The sequence below is a fragment of the Xylophilus rhododendri genome, from assembly GCF_009906855.1.
Taxonomy (GTDB): Bacteria; Pseudomonadota; Gammaproteobacteria; order Burkholderiales; family Burkholderiaceae_C; genus Xylophilus; species Xylophilus rhododendri.
In genome coordinates, this window is the sequence record NZ_CP047650.1 from 5,758,923 (window position 1) to 5,780,236 (window position 21,314).

Consider the following 21,314-nt stretch of genomic DNA (forward strand, 5'->3'; position numbering starts at 1 on the left):
CATGGGCTTCCGACTCAAGACCCGCCTGCTCGGCGCTGCGCTGGGCCTGATGGCCCTGGCACCCGCATTCGCCCAGACCACCTTTCCCGACGAGCTGGTCAAGCGCGGCAAGTACCTGGCCACCGCCTCGGACTGCATCGCCTGCCACACCGCCCACCATGGCCAGCCCATGGCCGGCGGCCTGGTGATCGACTCGCCGGTCGGCAAGATCGTCGCCACCAACATCACGCCGTCGAAGCAGTTCGGCATCGGCGCCTATACCGAGCAGCAGTTCGCCGACGCCCTGCGCAAGGGCGTGCGTGCCGACGGCGCCAACCTCTACCCGGCGATGCCCTACACGGCCTACGCCAACCTGCACGACGAGGACGTGAAGGCGCTCTACGCCTACTTCATGCAGGGCGTGGCGGCGGTGGACAAACCCACCGAGCCGACCAGCCTGCCGTTCCCGATGAACATCCGCGCCTCGATGAAGGCCTGGAACGCGCTCTTCCTGCAGAGCGAGCCGCAGAAGGACGCGCCCGAATTCTCGATCGACCTCAACCGCGGCCGCTACCTGGTCGAGGGCGCCGCCCACTGCAGCACCTGCCACACCCCGCGCGGCTTCCTGATGCAGGAGCAGGGCGGGCAGAAGATGGCCGGCGCCCTGGTCGGCGCCTGGTACGCGCCCAACATCACCCCGGACAAGGTCAGCGGCATCGGCAGCTGGAGCCGGGACGAACTGGTCGCCTACCTCAAGACCGGCCGCCTCGAAGGCAAGGCGCAGGCCGCCGGCAGCATGGCCGAAGCCATCACCAACAGCTTCAGCCACATGACGGACGCCGACCTGCACGCCATGGCGGCCTACATCCTGCAGCTGCCGCCGGTCGCCAACGCGGCCGACGCCCAGGGCGGCAAGAGCCGCTTCGAGCAGGGCCAGGCCGGCAACGGGCTGAGTGGCTTGCGGGGTGACAACTACGCAGCCGGCATGAAGAGCAAGTCGGTCGGCGCCCAGCTGTTCTCGGCCAACTGCGCCTCCTGCCACGGCTACAACGCCCAGGGCACACGCGACGGCTACTACCCGAGCCTGTTCCACAACTCGGCCACGGCCGGCGCCAACGCTACGAACCTGATCGCCACCATCCTCTACGGCGTGGACCGCGAGACGGCCGAAGGCCATGTCTTCATGCCGCCCTTCGGCAGCCAGGTCAATGCGGTGACCAAGCTCAGCAACGGCGACGTGGCCCACCTGGCCAACTACATCCTGCAGGAGCATGGCAACGGCGGCCTGAAGAAGGTCAGCGCAGCGGATGTGCAGACGGTGCGCGCCGGCGGCCCGCGCTCGCCGCTGATCACGCTGGCGCGTTTCGGCATGGGCGTCGGCGTGCTGGTGCTGCTGGTCCTGGGTTTCTGGCTGCTGCGCCGCCGAAGCCGGCAGTAGCAGGCGCCGCATGGCCGGCTCCTAGAATCCGGCCATGCTCTCGATCCACGCCGACACCTCCCACGTCATCCAGCTGGCCGTCGGCCCCGCCTTCATGCTGGCGGCCATCGGCGGCACGCTCACCATCCTCAGCAACCGGCTGGCGCGCATCAACGACCGCACCCACAAGCGCCGGGAGGACCGCGAGACGGCCGACGCCGACAGCAAGTCCGACGAAGCCAAGCGCCAGGACATCGACACCGAGCTCGACACCCTCAACCGCCGCGCCCGCATCATCAACGCGGCCATGACGGCCGGCGCCTCCTGCGCCATCGTGGTCTGCCTGCTGATCGGCTCGCTCTTCATGGCCAACGAACTCGAGATCGACTTCGACCGTCCGGTGGCCCTGCTCTTCATCGTCGCGATGCTCACGCTGATCGCCACCTATGTGCTGATGCTGGTGGAGATATTCGTGGCCCAGCACAGCATCAACCCCACCTGATCGCCCGGCGGGCCGCCAGCCCGCGCGGCGTGGACAATCGCCCCATGTGGATGATCGTCTCGTCGTTGCTGTTCGCCGTCATGGGCGTGTGTGTCAAGAAGGGCTCGCTGGCCTTCACCAGTGCCGAGCTGGTGTTCTGGCGAGGCATCATCAGCATGGTGGTCATCGGCCTGCTGGCCCGCGCCCAGGGCGTGAGCCTGAAGACCCGCCACGGCAAGCTGCATGCGTCGCGCAGCCTGGTCGGCGGCTTCTCCATGGGCACCTGGTTCTACTGCATGGCCGCCGTGCCGCTGGCCGGGGCGATGACCCTCAACTACCTCAGCAGCGTCTGGGTGGCGCTGTTCCTGGTCGGCGCCGGCTTCGTGGCCTACCTGGGCGGCGGGCGGGAGAGCGAGGGCCGCATGCTGCTCGGCCAGCTGGCGCTGCTGGCCACGGTGGTGGCGGGCTTTTCCGGGGTGGTGATGATCCTGCGGCCCTCGGCCGATCCGCAGTCGCTGATCCCCACGCTCAGCGGCCTGCTGTCCGGGCTGCTGGCGGCTTTCGCCTACCTGCAGGTGGTGGCGCTGTCGCGGGTGGGGGAGCCGGAGATCCGGGTGGTCTTCTATTACGCCGTGGCCTCCGCCGTGCTGGGGGCCTTGTGGATGCTGTTCACCGGCATCTCCGAATGGCACTGGTCGAACGCGATCTGGCTGCTGCTGATCGGCTTCTGCTCGGCCTTCGCCCAGCTCTCGCTGACCCGGGCCTACGGTTCGGCCCGCTCCCATGTCGAAACGCTGGTCGTGGCCAACCTGCAGTACTTCGGCATCCTCTTCGCGGTGATGTTCGGCATGTGGTTCCTGGGCGAGCAGATCGACGCGCTGGGCTGGACCGGCATCGCCATCGTGATCGGCAGCAGCGTCGCGGCCACACTCATCCGCGACCGGATGTTCCCGAAGGCTCCTGTCGAAGAGCACTGAGGCCATGCGGCGCGGCCATGGCCGCGGCATCCACATGGCGATCGTAGTCCTCTGCGCTGATGAGGCCCAGCGAGACCGCTGCTTCCCGCGGACCGCGGTTGGAAGCCAGCGCTTCCCGCACGATAGCGGCCACCCGGTCGTAGCCCAGCACCGGATTGAGCACGGTCACCGCCAGCAGCGCGTTCTCCACGTTGGCGGCCAGCCGTTCGTGGTTCAGCTCCAGCCCGGCCACCAGGCGCAGGGCGAACACCCGCACCGCATCGGCCAGCACCCGGATCGACTGCAGCAGGTTGTGGATCAGCAGCGGCTTGGCCACGTTCAGCTCGAAATTGCCGCTGGCATTGGCCATGGTGACGGTGACATGGTTGCCCATCACCTGCAGCCCCGCCTGCACCAGCACCTCGGCGATGGTCGGATTGCGTTTGCCCGGCATGATGGAAGAGGTCAGGCCGTCGTCCGGGATGCGCAGCTCGCCCAGGCCGCAGCGCGGGCCGGAGCCCAGCAGGCGCAGGTCGTTGGCCATCTTGATGAGCGAGCTGGCCAGGGTGTTGAGGGCGCCCGAGGCCTCCACCAGCGCGTCGTGCACGCCCATGCCTTCGAACTTGCTCGGATTGGGCACGAAGGCGGTCGCGGTCAGCCGGCTCAGTTCCTCGCAGAAGGCGGTGTCGAAGCCCGGCGGCGCGTTCAGCCCGGTGCCGGCCGCGGTGCCGCCCTGCGGCAGCACCCTCAGCCGGGGCAGGGTGCCGGCCACCCGTTCCATGCCGAGGTCGACCTGGCGGGTGAAGGCGTCGAAGGCCTGGTCCACCGTCATCGGCACCGCATCCATCAAGTGGGTGCGGGCGATCTTCACCACGCCGCGAAAGGCCTGGGTGCGGTCCGCCAGGCTGTCGCGCAGCACGGCCAGCGCCGGCAGCAGGCGCTGCTGGATTTCCAGCGTGGCGGCGATATGCATCACGGTCGGGAAACTGTCGTTGGACGACTGCGAGGCGTTCACATGGTCGTTCGGATGCACCGGGCTTTTGCCGCCGCGCGGCTGGCCCAGCAGCTCGTTGGCTCGGTTGGCCACGACCTCGTTGGCGTTCATGTTCGTCTGCGTGCCGGATCCGGTCTGCCAGATGGTGAGGGGGAAGTCCGCATCGAAGCGGCCCCGGCTGAGTTCGGCGGCGGCGCGCTCGATCGCGTCGGCGCGTTCGGCGTCCAGCGCGCCGCAGCGCAGGTTGGCGCGCGCGGCCGCCATCTTCTGCAGGCCGAAGGCGTGCAGCAGGCAGGGCGGGAAATACTCGGTGCCGATGGTGAAGACCGCCAGCGCGCGCTGGGTCTGCGCGCCCCAGTAGCGCTCGGCCGGTACTTCGACCGGGCCGAATGCGTCGTGTTCGATGCGGGTGCCGGGCGTCATCGCGGCTCAGTCGAGGCTGATGTGGGCTTCGGCGGCGACCTTCTTCCAGCGCTCCACCTCGGAGGCCGTGTGCTGGCCCAGCGCCGTGGCGGAAGCGTCCGCCGTGGGCAGCAGGCGGATGCCCTGGGCGGCCATCTTCTGGGTCCAGGCCTTGTCTTCCAGCGCCTTCAGGTAGGCGTCGGACATCTTCGAGACGATCTCCTTGGGCGTGCCCCTGGGCGCGTACAGGCCGAACCAGGTGGAGGTCTCGAAACCCGGCAGCACCGTGGCGCCCAGCGTGGGCACGCCGGGGAACTGGCTCATCTCCTTCTCGGAGGTCAGGCCGATGGCCTTGAGCCGGGCACCGACCTGGGGCAGCGCGGTGTTGGTCTGGTCGAACATGGCATCGACCTGGCCGGCGATCAGGTCGTTCATCGCCGGGCCCGCGCCCTTGTAGGCCACCTGGGTGATGCGGATGCCGGCCCGGCTGGCGAACAGCGCCGCCACCAGGTGCGAGGTGGAGCCCACGCCGGCATTGCCGAAATTGAGCTTGCCCGGGTTCTGCTTGGCATAGGCGATCAGCTCGGCCGCCGAGCCGTAAGGCGACCTGGTGCTGACCAGCAGCACCAGCGGCGTATCGGGCATGCGCAGCACCGGCTCGAAGTCCTTCACCGGGTCGTAGGCCAGTTTCTTGTAGAGGGCGGGCGCCGCGCCCATGTAGCCCATGTGGCCGACCAGGAAGGTGTAGCCGTCCGGCGCGGCGCGGGCCGCCTTGGTCGAGCCTATGGTGCCGCCGGCACCGGCCGCGTTGTCGATCAGGATGGTCTGGCCGAGCTGGCGGCCGGTGTGGTCGGCGATGTCGCGGGCCAGGGCGTCGGTGGGGCCGCCGGCGGCGAAGGGCACGATCCAGCTGATCGGCCGGGTCGGCCAGGCCTGGGCCCGGGACATCGCGGGTGCGGCCAGGGCGGCGATGCCGGCGGCGAGGGTGAGGGCCAGGGTGCGTCTTGTGTGCAGCATTTCTTGTCTCCGTCTTGTGTGTGATGTCCCGGATCTCAGGCCACGCGGGCCGAGAGTTCGATCGCCCGGTCCACCATCTGCGGCGCCAGTCCCAGGTAGTTGGCGGGGTCGGTCAGCCGGTCGATGGCAGCGCGGTCGAAATGCGCGGTGACCTCGGGCAGCGCCATCAACGCCTCGGCCAGGGTGCCGCCCTGCGTGTTGACGGTGCGGCAGGCGTCGTAGACCACGTCGTGCGCCTGCTGGCGGCCGATGAAGGGCGCCATGCCCATCATCACGGCCTCGGCCACGATCAGGCCCTTGCTGATGCCCAGGTTGTGGGCCATGCGGGCCTCGTCCACGATCAGGCCGCCGAGGGCGAACTTGGCCTGGTGCAGGGCGCCGGCGCTCAGCACGAAGCTCTCGGGGATCGCGATCCACTCGGCATGCCAGGGGCCGGTGGCGCGCTCGAAATCCTGCACCGTGGCATCCAGCATCAGGCCGGCATGCTGGCGCACCGCCTTCGAGGCGGCCAGCATCAGCTCGCTGGAGATGGGGTTGCGCTTCTGCGGCATGGTGCTGCTGGCGCCGCGGCCCTTCACGAAGGGCTCGTAGACCTCGGCGAACTCGGTGCTGGCCATGATCATGATGTCCAGCGCGATCTTGCCGAGCGAGCCGGTGATCAGGCCCAGCAGGTTCACCGCCTCGGCGAAACCGTCGCGCGCCACATGCCAGGTGGTGGCGGGCACGCCCAGCTGCAGTTCCTCGGCCATGGCGGCCTGCACCTCGAAGCCCTTGTCGCCGAGCGAGGCCAGGGTGCCGGCGGCACCGGCGAACTCCACCACCGCCACCCGCGGCCGCAACTGGGCCAGGCGTTCCTGGTGGCGGTCGAACATGGCCAGCCAGATCGCCACCTTGTAGCCGAAGGTCACCGGCAGCGCCTGCTGCAGGTGGGTGCGGCCGGCCATGGGGGTGTCGCGGTGCGTCCTGGCCAGGCCGGCGAGGATGGCGCGCAGCTCGCGGATGTCGCCGTCGATGCTGTCGAGCGCATCGCGCACCTGCAGGGCGACGGCCGTGTCCATGATGTCCTGGGTGGTGGCGCCCCAGTGCACATAACGGCCGGCATCGCCGCACATGGCCACCAGCTGGTGCACCAGGGGCAGGATGGGATAGCCGACGATGTCGGTCTCCTCGCGCATGTGGTCGAAGTCGATGCGCTCTATCTTCGATTCGCGGGCGATCACCTCGGCTGCCTCGGCCGGGATCACGCCGACCCGGGCCTCGGCCTTGGCCAGCGCCACTTCGGCATCGATATAGCGCTGGATCAGCGCCCGGTCGGAAAAGATCTCGCGCATCTTCGCGGTGCCGAAGGCATCCCGAAAGAGAATCGAGTCGATGACGGTGCTGGCAAAAAAGCTGGAACTGGACGGCATGGTGGGCGGCTGTGGATGATGGCTGTAAGGTACGTACCTAATATCTTAAATTTAATATGACCGGACTTGAAAGCAGGCCAGGGTTTATCCCGGGCGATCCGCGGGCGGGCCGCCGTGGCTGATGTGCTGTACGTGCAGATCGCACGCGACCTGGCCGCCCGCATCGCCTCGGGCGAGCTGGCGGTGGGCTCGGTGCTGCCCAAGGAGGTGGACCTGGCCGTCACCCTGGGCGTGAGCCGCCACACGCTGCGCGCGGCGATCCAGGAGCTGGAGCAGCTGGGCCTGGTCTCGCGCCGCCGCAAGCTCGGCACCCGGGTGGAGGCCCGCGAGCCCAGCGGGCATTACCGCCAGGCCCTGAGTTCACTGGAAGACCTGATCCACTACGGCCAGGCCCATGGCCGGGTGCTGCAGTCCACCCGCACGGTGGTGGCCGACCGCGCCCTGGCCCGGCAGATCGGCTGCGCGGCCGGCAGCACCTGGCTGAAGATCTCCTTCATGCGCCTGGACGGCGCGGCCGAGCCCAAGCCGATCGGCTGGACCGATGTGTATGTGGATGCGGAGCAGGGCGATGTCTCCAGCCTGCCGGAGCGGGTGGCCGGCTCGCCCGATGTGCTGGTCGCCACCCTGCTGGAAACGCACTACGGCCGCCGCGTTGCCCAGGTGCGCCAGGATGTGCACGGCGCGCTGGTGCCGGCAGAGCTGGCCGAGGCGCTGCAGGCTGAGGCCGGAACGCCTGCGCTGCGCATCGTGCGGCGTTATCTGGACGAGGCCGGCCGGCTGATCGACCTGAGCATCACCCTGCATCCGGCCGACCGCTATGTGTTCTCCATGCAGCTGACCCGGGAGCAGGCCAGCGCCGCGCAGCCCGCGGCCACGCCGGAGCCGGCTAGTAGCCGCCGCTGACCCGGCGGCAGTAGAAGCGCAGCCGGTGGCCGTCCGGGTCGGCCGCCACGAAGGTATAGGCGAAGGCCATGTGGTTCGGCGGCTCGACGATGGCCAGGCCCCGGCGCACCCAGTCGGCATGCATCCGGTCCACATCGCCATGGGTGCTGACCGGAAAGTCCAGTTCGAAGCCGGACGAGGGCAGGGCACCGGCGGAGGCGATGCTGTCGCGCTGCGCCAGGCCCAGGCGCGCGCCGGATTCCTGGAAGAACATCACGAAGGTGGCCTCGAAGGGCACCGGCTGCTGCCCGAGAAGCTCGGCGTAGAAGCGGCTGCTTCGTTCGAGATCGCTCACATAGAGGATGAAAGAAGCGTCCAAAAGAGCTACCTCGCGGCGGGATGGATGGGCAGGACGGGCCGGTGCGGACCGCGTCCCCAATAATGACCGGCGATGCTAATCACCGGAACTGACATGAAGATGAAGATCGGCGCCTTGTTCGTGGGACTGGCGTCCCTGTCCGCTGGCGCGCAGGCCAGGCCCGGCCCCGACGCCGTGACCGCCCGCGACCTGTGGGTGGAGCCGCCCACGTTGCAGGCGATCGGCCTCGAATGGCGCATCGAGGGCGACGGCAACCGCAATGCCAGCGTCGAGGTCGAATACCGCGAGGCGGGGCAGGGCGCCTGGCTGCCGGCCATGCCGCTGGTGCGCTCGCAGGGCGAGAAGGTCGGCAACCTGGTGCCGCCACGGGCCAATTTCCATCCGGACCCGAACCGCTACGTCAACCCCAATATGTTCGCCGGCAGCATCTTCGGCCTGCTGCCGGACACCCGCTACCAGGTGCGCCTGAAGCTCGCCGATCCCGACGGCGTGCGCGGCGGCGGCAGCCGCACCGTCGAGGTCCGCACCCGGGCCGAGCCGATGCCGGCGCCGGGCGGCAAGGTCTATCACGTCTACCCCATCGGCTGGACCGGCCCCAAGCAGGAGCCGGCCTTCACCGGCCTGATGGAGGCCTACTACGAAGGCGCGGCCAGCTCCGACTTCCAGGGCACCTTCCCGCCCCGGGTGAAGCCGGGCGACACGGTGCTGGTGCATGCCGGCACCTACCAGTCCGACCGGGTGCACTACCTCAACGGCCTGCCGCATCCGGGCTACAACGCCCTCAGCACCCTGTTCGACGGCACCTACTACCTCACGGCCAGCGGCACGGCCGACAAACCCATCGCCATCAAGGCCGCGGGCGACGGCGAAGTCATCTTCGACGGCAACGGCGCGCAGACCTTCTTCAACCTGATGGCCGCCAACTACAACTACTTCGAGGGCATCACCTTCCGCAATGCCAACCTGGTGTTCCTGCTGGGCCTGAAGAACATCGCCGGGGCCAGCGGCTTCACGCTCAAGCATTCCAGGCTCTACGACATCGGCCGCGGCGTGCAGGACGACTGGTCGGGCTCGAAGAACTTCTACATCGCCGACAACGAATTCATCGGCCGCCACGACCCGAAGAAGATGATGGGCTGGCGCGGCGCCGAGTGGGAGAAGCTGCCGGGCTTTCCCGAAAAGCTCGGCGGCCCGGAAGGCTCCGAATACGCCATCAAGCTCTATGGCCAGGGCCATGTGGTGGCGCACAACTACATCGCCCACTGGCACGACGGCGTGGACATCGCCACCTACGGCGATCCCGACCAGGATGCCAACGGCCTGGAGAAGCGCGACCGGGTGCCGGTGTCCATCGACTTCCACGGCAACGACTTCTTCAACATGAGCGACAACTGCATCGAGACCGATGGCGGCGCGCACAACATCCGGGTCTACGACAACCGCTGCTTCAACAGCATCAGCGGCGCGCTCAGCGCCACGCCGCTGCTGGGCGGGCCGGTCTATTTCGTGCGCAACCTCGTCTACAACACCACCACCGAAGGGGTGATGAAGGTGGGCACCGCCGCCAACGTGCTGCTGCTGCAGAACACCTTCGTGGGCGAGGTGGCGACCGACGCGCCCAACCAGGTGTGGATGAACAACCTGGTGCTGGGCGTCAACCCCAAGGCGCCGCTGCTGCGCATGAACAGCTACAGCAACCACTCCCAGGCCGACCACAACGCCTACGGCTTCAATCCGCAGGCGGCCGTCGCCTACGAATGGAACACGCCGCCTTTCGAGGTGGGCATGGACTGGAGCAAACCGACGGTCAAGCGCGCCTTCAAGAGCCTGGCCGACATGCAGGCCGCCACCGGCCAGGAGCGGCACAGCTTCGCGGCGGGCTATGCGGACCTGGTGAAGGTCTCCATGCCCGACAGGCCGGACGTGCAGCGCCTCTACGCCCCTGCCGACTACGACTTCAGCCCGGCGGCCGGCTCGCCGCTGGTCGATGCCGGCGCCCGGCTGCCGACCATCAACGACGGCTTCCAGGGCAAGGCACCCGATATCGGCGCCTTAGAAGCCGGCGCCGCGCCGCGCCTCTACGGCCCGCGTCCCTGGCATCGCGACGCGGGTTCGTGATTCTGAAAGCGGCGTAGGCGAAAAGCGCTAGCCGCTTTCGGGGCGGCTTGTGGGGCGGGAAGCGATCTAGGCTGGCGGTCCTTTAGACAAGCCTTGCCGAAATCACCCATGAGACCCGACCTCCATCCGCCACCCTCCCGGCCCGCGGCCATCGTCTTCGACCTGCTCAACCCCATCCCTTTCGGCTTCCTGGTCGCCGCGCTGATCTCCGACGTGGTCTATGCCAACAGCGGCAATGTGATGTGGTTCAAGGCCGCCGCCTGGCTGATCGCCGCCGGCCTGGTCTTCGCCATCATTCCCCGGCTGATCGACCTGGTCCGCGTCTGGTTCCCGGGCGCGCGTCCGCGGTCCGGCCATGCCATGGCGGCCTTCTGGCTGTACCTGGCAGGCATCGCCGCCGCCATCGTCAATGCCTTCGTGCACAGCCGGGATGCCTATTCCATCGTGCCGGAGGGTGTGTGGCTGTCGATCGCCACCGTCGTGCTGCTGGCCATCGCCACCGTCCTCACGACCCTGCACGCACTCAAGGGCCAGCCATGAAAAAAATCAACAAGACATGGGTCGCCCTGGTTCCCGCCGCCATGGTGCTGACCCTCGCCGCCTGCGGCGACCGGGCAGCCGTCGATCCCCAGCGCCAGATGGGCGCCGCGCCCGAACTGCCGGCCGCGAAGAATTTCCTGGTGCCGCCGATGCAGGTGCCCACCGGCGTGGGCTGGCAGGGCGATGCCCATCCGGCCGTGGCCGCCGGCCTGAAAATCGAGAAGATCGCCGGCCAGCTCAAGCACCCCCGCCAACTGCTGGCGCTGCCCAACGGCGATGTGCTGGTGGTCGAATCCAACGGCCCGGGCACCGAAGCCGTGACCACGCCCAAGCAGCTGATCGCCGGCATGGTGAAGAACCGCTCCGGCAAGGGCGAGAAGGGCGGCAACCGCGTCACCCTGCTGCGCAAGGACGCGGCCACCGGCAAGTGGGCGCAGCATGTGTTCATCGAGAAGCTGAACTCGCCCTTCGGCATTCAGCTGATCGGCCAGACCCTCTATGTGGCCGACACCGACCGCATCCTGAAGTTCGCCTACGACCCGGCCGCCACCCGCATGGCCGACCCCGGCACCGAGCTGGCCGACCTGCCGAGCACCATCAACCACCACTGGACCAAGGCCCTGCTGGCCAGCCCGGACGGCAAGAAGCTCTATGTCGGCGTCGGCTCCAACAGCAACATCACCGAGAACGGCCTGGAAGTCGAATACCGACGCGCCGCCGTGCTGGAAGTGGATGTCGCCAGCGGCGCCAGCCGGGTGTTCGCCTCCGGCCTGCGCAACCCCACCGGCCTGCAGTGGGAGCCGCAGACGGGCAAGCTCTGGGCCATCGTCAACGAACGCGACGAGATCGGCGCCGACCTGGTGCCCGACTACCTGACCTCGGTGCAGGACGGCGGCTTCTACGGCTGGCCCTACAGCTACTACGGCCAGCATGTGGACCAGCGGGTGCATGCGCAGCGGCCGGACCTGGTGGCCAAGGCCCTGAAGCCCGACTACGCGCTGACCTCGCATGTGGCGCCGCTCGGCCTGCTGTTCTACACCGGCGCCAACCTGCCGGCCTCGTATCGCGGCGGCGCCTTCATCGGCGAACACGGCAGCTGGGACCGCTCGCCGCTGAGCGGCTACCAGGTGAGTTTCGTGCGCTTCGAGAACGGCAAGCCGACCGGGCAAAAGATGCCGGTGGTGACCGGCTTCTTCTCGCAGGACGAGAAGTCGCTCTTCGGCGCGCCGGTCGGCCTGGCGCAGGGCGCGGATGGCGCCCTGCTGATCGCCGACGATGTCGGCAACACCGTCTGGTCCGTCACTGCCGCCGGGCAGTAGGGACCGGTCTTCAGGCCCCGCGGTCCTGGTCCTGCGGCGCGATAGCGGCCAGGCAGACCAGGGCCGCGCCACCGAAGGCCAGCAGGTCTTCGGTGGCTGCCACCGGCCAGTCGCGGCCGACGGCACGCGACAGGCGGGTGCGCAGCAGGTAGCCGAGATAGGTGGCGGCCACGGCGCCGGCTGCACCGGCCAGTGCGGCGGAGGGCGAACGCCCACCGGCCAGCGCAGCGCCGGAGATCGCGCCCGATACCGCCCGCGCCCCCACGCCCAGCGGCTCGGTGCGGCTCGGTGTGCTGGGCAGCTTGTCGGCCACCAGTTCACCGATCGCCATCGGCGACAGCACACCCACAGCCGCCTTCGATGAAAGAAAGGCCAGCGGCGAGCCCGACACATCGACCAGCCCCAGCCGCGCCGCCCAGCTGACGGTGGCCAGCGGCGCATTGGTACGCGGCCCGGCCGTGGCGCCCAGCAGGAACGCCAGGCCCAGCGTGCGCCAGCGGGTCGACCCCTCGGTCTGCAGCCGCGCGGGCTGCTCCCCGTTGCGGACGATGCCGATACCGGTCTTCACGTCCCGGAAGAAAGGCAGGAAGAGCTTGCGCGCCGCCTCGGTCGACATGCCGAAGACGGTGTGCGAGACATAGGAATAAGGATGCGAGATCAGCGGCGCCTTCCAGAACGGATCGCCGAAGCCGAAGGCCGGCACCAGGGTCTCGTCCACCACCGTGGCCGCCACCCAGCCGAAGGCCGCGCCACGCACCGCCGTCACCTGCGGCACCAGCCCGGCGGCCATGCCGTAGGCGCCGCCCACCAGGCTGCCGATCAGGTAGTGCACAGCCTCGCCGGCCACCGGCAGCGCCGAGCGAGGCAGCGAGTGGCCAGTGGTGAGCCGGGCCGCCTGATCGGCCGCCTTCTCGGTGGAAGGCCGGCCGGACACGCCGGAGGTGATGCTGGCGCGTGCCAGCAGTGCCTGGAAGGCGGTCATGGCTACGGCGCCGATCAGGCCGGCGGCCAGGCCCGATGCCAGTCCGGGAAGGGGAGAGTCCTTGTGTTGAAGGGTGAGGCTCATGCTGAGGAGGTCCGATCGGAAAGTGATGGAAACCTCACAGCTTCGCGCGGGCGGTCGGCAGGCCCTTGCAGGACATGGCCGCCTCTTGCGTGTGGATTCCCGGCCTCGGCGCCGCGCGCGCCGGCCGGAGCCTGGATCAGAAAACGCGACGCTGGTCCTCTGCGCCGAGGTACATGCGTTCGGCCTTGCTGGCCTGCACCATGCTGCGGCAGCGCTGGATTTCCGCTTCCAGCCGCGACTCCGGAGCCGGCGGCTTGCCGCCCAGGGCGATGAAGGGGTTGAGCCACTGGAAATGCCCGAGGGCGGGGAAACGGCGTTCCGTCAAAAGCATGGTGGGTCCTTGTCGTCTCGCCGGCATCGGGCTCGAACGAAGCCATAGTCTCCCCGGGCAGCATGCTGTTTTTGTAGGACAAAGCCGCGTGCTGCGTAAGCCATGTCAACCAAAGTGCGGCGGCTTGCAATGGCTTCAAACAAGGCTTTTTCGTCAGTAGACGACAATCGAGGCAATGACCAGCAAGAAAACCCCGACCATCCAGCAGCTGCTTGACGAGCGCATCGATCCCATCAACACCCAGCCCGTGCTGCGCACCATCTGGAATACCAGCTGCGGCGGCTACCCCGCAGGAGAGCTGATCAGCATCTCCGCCGGCAGCGGCAAATCCACCCCCGCTGCCGCCAAGAAGACGGCCAAGGCCCGCGCCAAGGCCTGATCCGAAGTCCCCCTCCCGTCACCCCGCCAGGGGTGGGAAACCGTAGAGCCGTGCCGGGTTGTCGCTGAGGATGGCCTGGCGCACGGCGGCATCGGGCACCCAGTCGCAGAACAGGTCGACCATGTCGCCGTCGTTGGGCATGGTGTCCGGCGCGAAGAGCGCCGGGTTCGGCCAGTTGGTGCCGAACACCAGCCGATCGGCGCGTGCATCCACCATGGCCTCGACCAGCGGCCGCATGTCCGTGTATCCAGGCGGCCCGCTGTGGCTGCGTCTATGCCAGCTGGAGATCTTGGCCCAGCAATCGTCGCGCTGCCGCAGGATGCGCAGCATGGCCTGGAAGCCCGGCTGATCCGGCCCCAGGCGGCCATCCACGCAACCCATGTGATCGAACACCAGCGGCACCGCGAGGCGCAGCAGCATGGGCTCCAGCTGCGCGATCTCCTCGGCATGGTGGAAATGCAGCTGCAGATGCCAGCCCAGCGGCCGGATGCGTGGCGCCAGTTCGGCGATGGCATCGGTGCCGCCATAACCCTTGACCAGCGTGGACACCCGCACGCCGCGCATGCCGCCTTCGTGCAGCCGGTGCAGTTCGGCGGCTTCCACCTGCGGCGACAGGCCGGCCACGCCACGCGCGCGGTGCTGGCCCAGCGCGGCGATCAGGTCCAGCGTGAGGCGGTTGTCCGAGCCGTACACACTGGCGCTGACCTGCACCGTGCGCTCCAGGCCCAGCGTGGCGCACATGGCCAGATAGGCCTGGCGATCGGCCGGCGCCGGGGTGTAGGAGCGGTCGGCCACATAGGGATAACGCTGCGGGTCTTCGTAGACATGGCAGTGGCAGTCGGTCGCGCCCGGCGGCAGCCGGTGGCGCGGCTTGCGTGGATGCGGGTCGGGCGGCAGGCAAAGCGGCGGCTGCGCGGTGGGGGTGGTGCCAGTGGTTCGGTTCGTCATGTCTTCAAGGCAGCTTGATGCCGGCGTCCTTCACCACCTGGGTCCACTTGCGCACCTCGGACTTGAGGATGCCGTCGTACTCCGAGCCCGGGCCGGCGACCACATCCGAGCCCAGCACCTCGAACTTCTGGCGTGCCTCGGGCGACTTCAGCACCTCCTGCATGGCCGCGCTCAGTTTGGCGACCACGGCGGGCGGCGTGCCGGCGGGCACCACCAGCCCGGTGGTGGTGCTGGACTCGAAGCCCGGCAGGCCGGACTCGGCCAGCGTCGGGATCTGCGGCACGATGGCCGAGCGCTGCGCGGTGGTGATGCCCAGGGCCTTCAGCTTGCCGGCCTTGATCTGCGCCAGGGTGGAGGCGAGCTGGTCGAAGGTGGCGTTGACCTGTCCGCCCAGCAGGTCGGCCACCGCCTGGCTGCTGCCCTTGTAGGGCACATGCAGCAGCTGAGTGCCGCTGGCCTTCTGGAACAGCTCGGCCGTGAGATGGGCGGCGGTGCCGGTGCCGGGCGAGGCGATGCTGACCTTGCCCGGATGCGCCTTGGCATAGGCGATGAACTCGGCCACGCTGTTGACCGGCAGCGAAGGGTTGACGATCAGCAGCAGCGGCGCCTGGGCGATCGGCGAGACGGCCACGAAGTCGCGTGCCGGATCGAGTTTCATGTCCGGCGTCAGCGCCTTGGCCGGTGCCAGCACGCCGGTGGAGGCCAGCAGCAGGGTGTAGCCGTCGGCCGGCGAACGCGCGGCGACTTCCGAGCCCAGCAGGCCGGCGGCGCCGGGGCGGTTGTCCACGATCACCGTCTGGCCGAGCTTTTCCGACAGGCCGTTGGCCACGATGCGGGCCGTGGCGTCGATATTGCCGCCGGGCGGGAAGGGCACGATCAGCTTGATCGCATGGTCGGGGTAGGGCGCCTGCGCCTGGGCCAAGCCCGCCGCGGCGAGTGCGGCGGCTGCCAGGAGCGAGTGGAAATTCCTGCGTTTGATCATGTCTGTCTCCTTATGTTTGTGGGGTTCGTTGCCGGGGTCGCTGCTCAGCCGGCGTAGCGGCGCGATCGCTCCATCAGCTCGGGTGTGCCGACCACCGCGTTGAGCTGGTCGAAATCGAACATGCGCTCCTTCATCGGCGCAGTCGTGCCGGCGCTGCGCAGGCTGGCGTAGTACTGCTGCAGCTGATGCGCCGCGAATCGCGCGGTGCCGCCGGGAAAGATCACGATGCGGTAGCCGCGCGCGCCGAGTTCGTCGGCGCTCTGGATCGGCGTCTTGCCGCCTTCGACCATATTGGCCAGCATCGGCACCCGCGAGGAGAAGATGCCGCAGACGCGATCCATCTGCTCGGCGGTGTTCACGGCTTCGATGAAGAGCGCATCGACCCCGCAGGCGAGATAGGCCTCGGCCCGCTCGATCGCCGCCTCCAGGCCTTCGACGGCCACCGCGTCGGTGCGCGCCAGGATGAGGGTGTCGGCGCTGTGCCGGGCGTCCAGCGCGGCGCGCAGCTTGCCGCACATCTCGGCGCTGGAGACCAGGCTCTTGTTCTCCAGGTGGCCGCAGCGCTTGGGAAAGGTCTGGTCCTCCAGCTGGATCATGGCCGCGCCGGCGCGCTCGAAATCGCGCACCGTGCGCTGCACGTTGATGGCGTTGCCGAAGCCGGTGTCGCCGTCCACGATCACCGGAATGGCGATGCGGTCGGTGATGCGCTGCAGCACGTCCACCGCTTCCGAGGCCGTCGTCAGCCCCACGTCGGAGCGGCCGAACTGGCTGTACGCCACGGCGCCGCCGGACAGGTAGACGGCTTCGAAGCCCGCCTGTTCGGCCAGCAGGGCGGTGAGGGCGTCGTAGACGCCGGGGGCCAGCAGGGCGGGGGCTTGCTGCAGGCGGGTCTTGAGTGCGGGAAATGGCAAGGCGAGTCCTCGGACGTTGTGCGTGAAGCGACTCTAAAGAAGGCAAAGGCGAAATAAAATCGATTAGTTTTCAGAAGCCAACCGAGAAATTCTGATGAAGTGGGAAGCCTTCGCCACCCTGGACGCCGTGCTGCGCACCGGCACCCTGGCCGCCGCCGCCAAGGAGACCAACCTGACGGCCGGCGCCGTCGGCCTGCAGATGAAGCAGCTGGAGGCCTTCGTCGGCCACCAGCTCTTCGACCGCTCCGGCCTGCAGGTCAAGCCGCTGCCATTGGCGGGACAGGTGGCGGCCATCATGCGCAGGGCGCAGGGGGAACTCGATGTGCTGCGGCGGCCGGCCAGCATCGTGCTGGAAGGGCCGCTGGAGCTGGGGGTGATCGAGTCGATGCAGCCGCTGCTGCTGCCCGGCGCCCTGCAGGCGCTGCGGCGCGCGCATCCGGGCCTGCGGGTGCATCCTCACCGGGGCAAGAGCGCGGAGCTGACCCATGCGGTCAAGGCCGGCAACCTGGATGCGGCGGTGGTGGCGCAGCCGGAGCAGGGCGCCTCCTCGCGACTGGACTGGCATGCGTTGATGCACTGCCCGCTGTCGCTGGTGGTGCCGCCGGATGCACCGGCGGGCGCCTCGCCGGCAGCGCTGTTCCAGCGCTACGAATGGATCCAGTACGACCGCGCCAGCATCGCCGGACGGCTGGCCGCCCGCTATCTGCAGAAGCACTTCAAGCCACGCGCCGGCGGGCTGGAGCTGGATGGCGTGCGGGCCGTGCTGGCCATGGTGAACGCGGGGCTGGGCCTGTCGATGGTGCAGCTGTCGGAGCCGGGCATCGCGCTGCCGTTTCCGGTGCGGGTGATCGCGCTGCCGCAGGCGCCGGTGATCCGCTTCTCGCTGGTCAGCCGCAGCGCCGACGCGCTCAGCCGGCCGCTGGCCGCCGTGCGGGAGGCGCTGGGCGAGGCGGCGCGCGAACGGGGCTTGCCGGGCTGAGCGCGGGCGCGGCTTCAGTCCGGCTGCGGGTTGCGCTGGGCGAGCAGGGCACGTAATCGGCCGACCAGGTCGGCGCACGCACCTTCCAGCCGGTCCTCGGGCCGGCTCACGACGACCAGCGAACGCTCGATGCGCGGCTCCACCAGCACGGCCGTCTGCAGGTCGGCGACATCGGCGATCACTGAGGCGGTGAGCATGGTGGCGTAGGAGCCGGAACGCACCAGTGCCAGCGTGGCCTGCAGCGAATCCAGTTCCAGGGCGGGCGCCAGGGCGATGCCGTGACGGCGGAATTCGCGCTCGATCAGCAGGCGCAGCGGGTTGTCCAGCGTGGGCAGCACCAATGGCAGCTTGGCGGCTTCGGCGCATCCGATCTCCGCTGCTGCCAGGCCCGGCCCGGCACGCCGTATCAGCCGCAAGGGCTCCGCCAGCAGATGTTCCATGCGCACGCGAGTTTCGCCATGGTCCACACCGACGATGGCGAAGTCGAGTTCGTGCTGGATGACCGCCTGCGTCAGCACCGCGCTATAGCCTTCGCGCACGGTGAGCTGCACGGCGGGATGGGCGGCCATGAAGTCGAGCAGCAGGTCCGACAGCAAGCCGCTGCTCATCGAGGGCGGCAGTCCGACCACCAGCGGCGTGCGGGGCTCGTCGACATCGCCACCGAAGGCCGCGGTGAGTTCATCGGCCTGGCGCAGCAGCGCCTTGCAGCGGGCATAGAGCGCATCGGCCAGCGGCGTCGGCGCCACGCCCAGGGGCGTGCGTTCGAACAAATGGATGTCGCGCATGCTCTCCAGCTGCCGGATCATCGCGCTGACGGCCGACTGCACCACATGCAGTCGCACCGATGCCCGGGTGAAGCTGCGCTCCTCGTAGACGGCGACGAAGCAGCGGATCTGGCGCAGTTCCAAGTTCGGTTCCGCCGCGTGCTTATCCGTGGGCGCCGTCGAGCGATCGCAGCAGGGTCTGCTGCATGCGCCGCGTGAACCACTGCTCCGCGGCGCTGTGCACATGGCCCTTGCGGCTGAGCACGCCCACCGTATGCACGATGCGCGGCTCGACGATGCGCGAGGCATGGCGCGACGGCACGGGCGCCTGGCTGCGCAGCACCGAGCCCGGCAGCACCGTGGCCCATCCGGGCCGGCCGGCGATGTCCAGCAGGGTGCTGACCGAATCGGCCTCCAGTCCGCAGACCAGCGAAAGCCCCATGTGGCCGGCGATGGTCCGCAGGGTGCGCTGCACACCGTCGGCCGCAGGCGGCAAGGCCAGCTTGTAGGCGGCCAGTTCGCACAGCGGTGTCTGGCCGCCGCCATGGCCGTCCAGCGGGGGCGAGCCGGTCACCAGATAGACCGGCTCGGCCGCCAGGGTGCGCAGTTCGGTGCTGGCACTGAGCGGCGCGGCATCGACATCGACGATGGCGAAGTCGACCTTGCGCGACTCCACCCAGCCGGCGAGCTGGGCGGTGTCGCCCTCGCGCAGGCTGATCTTCAGCTGCGGATGGGAGTCGTGCAGCGGCAGCACCTCGTGCGGCACCACGGTGCGGCCCAGCAGCGGCGACACCCCGATGCTGATGCCCTGCGGCGCGCACAGGGCGGGGTCGGCCAGCAGCAGGTCGATCCGGTGCGTCTGCAGCAGCAGCGCAAGGCACTCGGGGTAGAGGCGTTCGGCATGCGGCGTCGGCACGAAGCCCCGGCTGTCGCGTTCGAACAGATCCATGCCGCAGGAATCCTCGAAGCGGCGCAGCTGCATGCTGACGGCCGGTTGCCCCAGCTTCAGGCGTTGCGCGGCCTGGGTCACGCTCCTCTCTTCGAAGAGCGCCACAAAACACTCGATGGCCTTCAGGCTGAACTGCATCCGGAACTCCGCTCGCAAAGCCCGTGCCACGTGCAGGCACCACGCGGCCGCATCACGTCGTGTGAAGTGGGCATCGAACAGTATTGCTTGTTGCGGCTTCGGGGTCGCGCCGATAGTCCATCGCATCACTCACCTGACGGCGTATGGACCAGCAAACCACCACCTCTCTCGATCTGTACGACATGCTCGTACTGCGGCGGCGCTTCGAGGCGACCATCCGCGAAATGGCCAACACCCTGTTCCGTGCGGGCCGCTCCGGCGTGCTCAACACGGCGCACGATTTCTCCTGCAGCGTGACCGATGCCAAGCTGCAGACGGTGAGCGCGGCGGTCGGCGTGCCGATCCACGTGGGCAGCATCCACCTGGTGCCGCGCGCGGTGGTCGACAAGTTCGGCACCGACGTGCATCCCGGCGACTGCTTCGCCAACAACAGCAGCTACCACGGCAACACCCACTGCGCCGACCTGACCCTGTGCAGCCCGGTGTTCGTGGGCGGCAAGCTGCTCTTTTATTCGATCGCCCGGGCGCATCTGGCCGATGTCGGTTTTCCCGTGCCCACCACCTACGGCCCGGACTCGCGCGACTACTACCAGGAAGGCCTGATGCTGCCCTGCGTGCGCATCCAGCGCGATGGCAGGGACGTGCAGGAAGTCATCGACATCTGCAAAGCCAACATCCGGGCGCCCGAACAGTTCTACGGCGATTACCTGGCCATCCTGGCCGCGGTGCGCACCGGCGAGAAACGCCTGCAGGCGATCGCCGAGGCCTACGGGGCCGATGCCATCGTCGAGTTCCTGGACCGCTACCAGGCCTACGGCGAATCGATGATGGCCGACGCCATCCGCGGCCTGCCCGGCGGCAAGGTCGCCCGCGAGGTGCGCTACGACTCCGACCTGCCGCAGTATCCCCAGGGCATACCGGTGCGCGCCAGCATGGAGATCGATCCGGCCGAAGGCCGGCTCACCATCGATCTGCGCGACAACGTGGACAACCTGCCGCTGGGCATCAACATGTCCGAGGCCACGGTGGTCGGCAGCTGCTACAGCGCGGTGATGAGCATGATCGGCAAGGATGTGCCGCGCTGCTCCGGCGCCTTCCGCCGCATCGACATCCTGATGCGCGAGGGCGCTGCGGTCGGCAAGCCGCGTTTCCCCGCGGCGACCTCGGCGGCCACCACCAATCTCACCCACATCCTCACCTCGCACCTGCAGGCGCTGTTCGCCGATTTCCGTGCGGACCTGGGCGCGGCCTATTCCACCATCGGCCAGCCGGCCTCGGCGCCCTGCATCAGCGGCGAGGACTCGCGTAAGGGCGGCAAGTCCTTCTACAACCAGATCATCCTGGGCTTCTGGAGCGGGCCGGCGCTGCATGGCCACGACGGTTGGCTGACCTTCGGCAGCGCGGGTGCCCAGGGAATGATCGCGCAGTCGAGCGTCGAAGTGGTCGAACAGCAGCAGCCGGTGCTGGTCGAGAAGCTGGAGATCCGCATCGACTCTGGCGGCGCCGGCCAGTGGCGCGGCAGCCCGGGTTCGGAATGCATCATCCGCAGCCGCAAGGACACGCTGCGCCTCATGGCCACCAGCGCCGGCCGCGACCATCCGCCGCCGGGCGTGCTGGGCGGCGGCCATGGCGGCGGCAACTGGGCCTGGAAGATCGATGCCGAGGGGCAGCGCAGCGTATTGCCGGTCTCGATGGACACCACCATCGGCCCGGGCGAGGCCATGGTGTCCTACGGCTGCGGCGGCGGCGGTTTCGGCGCTCCCAGCCAGCGCGACCCGGCCCTGGTGGCACGCGATGTGCAGGACGGCTGGGTCAGCCACGACGCCGCCCGCGCCGTGTACGGCGTGGTGCTGAAGGATCGCCAGCCCGGCACCGTCGACATGCCAGCCACCCGCGCCCTGCGCGACTCCCTCGCCGCGGCAGAGTCCACCGACGCCCCCCGCGCCGCCATCCCCACCCCCATCCTCGCCTGAA

21 protein-coding genes are annotated in these 21,314 nt (G+C 68.9%); 10 read left to right on the forward strand and 11 right to left on the reverse strand.

What is annotated here, in order from left to right:
- The first annotated feature begins 1 nt into the window (after position 1).
- Genes GT347_RS26685 through GT347_RS26695 form a run of 3 tightly spaced genes read left to right on the forward strand, consistent with a single transcriptional unit; the run spans position 2 to position 2,854 of the window.
- Entirely contained in the window at positions 2 to 1,417 is a 1,416-nt protein-coding gene (locus tag GT347_RS26685) for a cytochrome c (protein ID WP_160555068.1), read from the forward strand.
- 34 nt (positions 1,418 to 1,451) lie between these two features.
- A complete protein-coding gene (locus GT347_RS26690; protein ID WP_160555069.1) occupies positions 1,452 to 1,898 on the forward strand; it encodes a DUF2721 domain-containing protein in 447 nt (148 codons plus the stop codon).
- Positions 1,899 to 1,948: 50 nt separating this feature from the next.
- Positions 1,949 to 2,854 (forward strand): DMT family transporter, encoded by a 906-nt coding sequence (locus GT347_RS26695; RefSeq protein ID WP_160555533.1) that lies wholly within the window; start codon positions 1,949 to 1,951, stop codon positions 2,852 to 2,854.
- Here GT347_RS26695 and GT347_RS26700 read toward each other — a convergent pair.
- The 3 genes from GT347_RS26700 to GT347_RS26710 are packed head-to-tail and all read right to left on the reverse strand — an operon-like array spanning position 2,808 to position 6,655.
- The gene (locus tag GT347_RS26700; RefSeq protein ID WP_160555070.1) at positions 2,808 to 4,250 is read right to left on the reverse strand and encodes a class II fumarate hydratase; all 1,443 of its coding nucleotides are present in this window, start codon (positions 4,248 to 4,250) and stop codon (positions 2,808 to 2,810) included. The genes GT347_RS26695 and GT347_RS26700 overlap by 47 nt on opposite strands.
- A 6-nt stretch (positions 4,251 to 4,256) precedes the next feature.
- Positions 4,257 to 5,246, reverse strand: a complete 990-nt coding sequence (locus GT347_RS26705; RefSeq protein ID WP_160555071.1) for a tripartite tricarboxylate transporter substrate-binding protein — start codon at positions 5,244 to 5,246, stop codon at positions 4,257 to 4,259.
- A 35-nt stretch (positions 5,247 to 5,281) separates the two neighbouring features.
- Positions 5,282 to 6,655, reverse strand: coding sequence for a class-II fumarase/aspartase family protein (locus tag GT347_RS26710; RefSeq protein ID WP_160555072.1), 1,374 nt, complete (start codon positions 6,653 to 6,655; stop codon positions 5,282 to 5,284).
- 114 nt (positions 6,656 to 6,769) lie between these two features.
- On the opposite strand from GT347_RS26710, the gene GT347_RS26715 reads away from it, so the two are divergent.
- Complete coding sequence (locus GT347_RS26715; RefSeq protein WP_160555073.1) at positions 6,770 to 7,558, forward strand: GntR family transcriptional regulator; 789 nt, start codon at positions 6,770 to 6,772, stop codon at positions 7,556 to 7,558.
- On the opposite strand, the gene GT347_RS26720 is transcribed toward GT347_RS26715, so the two are convergent.
- Positions 7,542 to 7,916, reverse strand: a complete 375-nt coding sequence (locus GT347_RS26720; protein WP_160555074.1) for a VOC family protein — start codon at positions 7,914 to 7,916, stop codon at positions 7,542 to 7,544. The genes GT347_RS26715 and GT347_RS26720 overlap by 17 nt on opposite strands.
- A 93-nt stretch (positions 7,917 to 8,009) precedes the next feature.
- Between GT347_RS26720 and GT347_RS26725 the strand changes: the two genes are divergently transcribed.
- From GT347_RS26725 to GT347_RS26735, 3 genes are all read left to right on the forward strand, one after another.
- A complete protein-coding gene (locus GT347_RS26725) occupies positions 8,010 to 10,034 on the forward strand; it encodes a polysaccharide lyase domain-containing protein (RefSeq protein ID WP_160555075.1) in 2,025 nt (674 codons plus the stop codon).
- 108 nt (positions 10,035 to 10,142) lie between these two features.
- A complete protein-coding gene (locus GT347_RS26730) occupies positions 10,143 to 10,574 on the forward strand; it encodes a DUF2231 domain-containing protein (RefSeq protein ID WP_160555076.1) in 432 nt (143 codons plus the stop codon).
- Positions 10,571 to 11,893 (forward strand): PQQ-dependent sugar dehydrogenase, encoded by a 1,323-nt coding sequence (locus GT347_RS26735; RefSeq protein WP_160555077.1) that lies wholly within the window; start codon positions 10,571 to 10,573, stop codon positions 11,891 to 11,893. Before GT347_RS26730 ends, GT347_RS26735 begins: the two co-directional genes overlap by 4 nt.
- Before the next feature lie 10 nt (positions 11,894 to 11,903).
- Here the strand turns inward: GT347_RS26735 and GT347_RS26740 are convergent, their stop codons facing one another.
- Both GT347_RS26740 and GT347_RS26745 read right to left on the reverse strand, forming a co-directional pair.
- Positions 11,904 to 12,959 (reverse strand): DUF4126 family protein, encoded by a 1,056-nt coding sequence (locus tag GT347_RS26740; RefSeq protein ID WP_160555078.1) that lies wholly within the window; start codon positions 12,957 to 12,959, stop codon positions 11,904 to 11,906.
- Between the two features lie 136 nt (positions 12,960 to 13,095).
- Positions 13,096 to 13,290: a hypothetical protein gene (locus tag GT347_RS26745; protein ID WP_160555079.1), complete on the reverse strand. Its 195-nt coding sequence runs from the start codon at positions 13,288 to 13,290 to the stop codon at positions 13,096 to 13,098.
- Positions 13,291 to 13,465: 175 nt separating this feature from the next.
- Here GT347_RS26745 and GT347_RS26750 point away from each other — a divergent pair, with 175 nt between their 5' ends.
- Positions 13,466 to 13,669, forward strand: coding sequence for a hypothetical protein (locus tag GT347_RS26750; RefSeq protein ID WP_160555080.1), 204 nt, complete (start codon positions 13,466 to 13,468; stop codon positions 13,667 to 13,669).
- An 18-nt stretch (positions 13,670 to 13,687) separates the two neighbouring features.
- On the opposite strand, the gene GT347_RS26755 is transcribed toward GT347_RS26750, so the two are convergent.
- From GT347_RS26755 to GT347_RS26765, 3 genes are read right to left on the reverse strand one after another with little or no spacing between them, the layout of a single operon-like run.
- Positions 13,688 to 14,617 (reverse strand): amidohydrolase family protein, encoded by a 930-nt coding sequence (locus GT347_RS26755; RefSeq protein WP_160555081.1) that lies wholly within the window; start codon positions 14,615 to 14,617, stop codon positions 13,688 to 13,690.
- Positions 14,618 to 14,621: 4 nt separating this feature from the next.
- Positions 14,622 to 15,599 carry a Bug family tripartite tricarboxylate transporter substrate binding protein gene (locus GT347_RS26760; RefSeq protein WP_160555082.1) on the reverse strand — a complete coding sequence of 326 codons (978 nt, stop codon included), beginning with the start codon at positions 15,597 to 15,599 and terminating at the stop codon, positions 14,622 to 14,624.
- A 44-nt stretch (positions 15,600 to 15,643) separates the two neighbouring features.
- Positions 15,644 to 16,510: an isocitrate lyase/PEP mutase family protein gene (locus GT347_RS26765; RefSeq protein WP_160555083.1), complete on the reverse strand. Its 867-nt coding sequence runs from the start codon at positions 16,508 to 16,510 to the stop codon at positions 15,644 to 15,646.
- Positions 16,511 to 16,604: 94 nt separating this feature from the next.
- Here GT347_RS26765 and GT347_RS26770 point away from each other — a divergent pair, with 94 nt between their 5' ends.
- On the forward strand, positions 16,605 to 17,489 hold the full coding sequence (locus GT347_RS26770; protein ID WP_160555084.1) for a LysR family transcriptional regulator: 885 nt from the start codon (positions 16,605 to 16,607) through the stop codon (positions 17,487 to 17,489).
- A 14-nt stretch (positions 17,490 to 17,503) separates the two neighbouring features.
- On the opposite strand, the gene GT347_RS26775 is transcribed toward GT347_RS26770, so the two are convergent.
- Both GT347_RS26775 and GT347_RS26780 read right to left on the reverse strand, forming a co-directional pair.
- Positions 17,504 to 18,397: a LysR family transcriptional regulator gene (locus tag GT347_RS26775; RefSeq protein ID WP_160555085.1), complete on the reverse strand. Its 894-nt coding sequence runs from the start codon at positions 18,395 to 18,397 to the stop codon at positions 17,504 to 17,506.
- 19 nt (positions 18,398 to 18,416) lie between these two features.
- Positions 18,417 to 19,340 carry a LysR family transcriptional regulator gene (locus GT347_RS26780; protein ID WP_160555086.1) on the reverse strand — a complete coding sequence of 308 codons (924 nt, stop codon included), beginning with the start codon at positions 19,338 to 19,340 and terminating at the stop codon, positions 18,417 to 18,419.
- A 143-nt stretch (positions 19,341 to 19,483) separates the two neighbouring features.
- Between GT347_RS26780 and GT347_RS26785 the strand changes: the two genes are divergently transcribed.
- Positions 19,484 to 21,313 carry a hydantoinase B/oxoprolinase family protein gene (locus tag GT347_RS26785; protein WP_229722556.1) on the forward strand — a complete coding sequence of 610 codons (1,830 nt, stop codon included), beginning with the start codon at positions 19,484 to 19,486 and terminating at the stop codon, positions 21,311 to 21,313.
- The last annotated feature ends 1 nt before the right edge of the window (position 21,314 follow it).